This window comes from Neisseria sp. P0021.S007, assembly GCF_051956855.1.
This window is the reverse complement of the sequence record NZ_JBQCXA010000354.1, coordinates 1-789: the sequence shown is the minus strand read 5'-3', so window position 1 is coordinate 789 and position 789 is coordinate 1. Positions and strand designations below refer to the sequence as shown.

Here is a 789-nt window from a genome sequence, read left to right as displayed (position 1 = left end):
GTGCAGGCATGATGTTTGCCCGCTCTACCGGCGAATACGGCTCGGTCATTTTCATCGCAGGCAATATTCCGATGGTGTCTGAAATCCTGCCATTGATTATTACCGGAAAACTGGAGCAATACGATGCTCAGGGCGCGTCTGCCGTTGCTCTGTTTATGCTGATGATTTCATTTGTCATCCTGCTGATTTTAAACATTATGCAATGGACTTTAAGCCGCCGCGCCGGAGCGAGGGTTTAACAAACAACAGGCCGTCTGAAACATCAAGCAAACATTTTTCAGACGGCCTAAAAGGATACAAGAATAAATAGAGACTTCACTAACATGAAAACCCATTCCACTAATCCAAACTTGAGCGAACCGCGTTGGCTGCGCGTATTGCTGACTGCTACCGCCTTGGGCTTTCTGCTGCTGATGCTGGTCGTGCCTTTGGTTGCCGTATTCTATGAGGCCTTAAAAGGCGGTTGGGATTTATACCTGCAATCCTTGACCGATCCCGAGGCATGGTCTGCCATCAAATTGACGCTGATTACCGCGCTGATTGTCGTCCCCGTCAATGCCGTCTTGGGCGTGGCGATGGCGTGGCTGCTGACCCGTTTCGACTTCCGCGGCAAGCAGTTGCTGACTACCCTGCTCGATTTGCCGTTTTCCGTATCGCCCGTGGTGGCCGGTTTGATGTTCGTCTTATTGTTCGGCGCGCACACGGCATTGGGCGGCTGGCTGGAAGCGCAAGGCATACAGATTATCTTCGCCATCCCCGGCATTATTTTGGCGACGCTGTTCGTTACCT

Annotated in this window: 2 pseudogenes; both read left to right on the top strand. The window is 51.7% G+C overall.

Going from position 1 to position 789, the window contains the following annotated elements:
• Positions 1 to 239 (top strand): annotated as a pseudogene (locus ACTHUR_RS13310) (molybdate ABC transporter permease subunit); the annotation flags it as partial.
• Positions 240 to 323: 84 nt separating this feature from the next.
• Positions 324 to 789: pseudogene (locus ACTHUR_RS13305) on the top strand (sulfate ABC transporter permease subunit CysW); the annotation flags it as partial.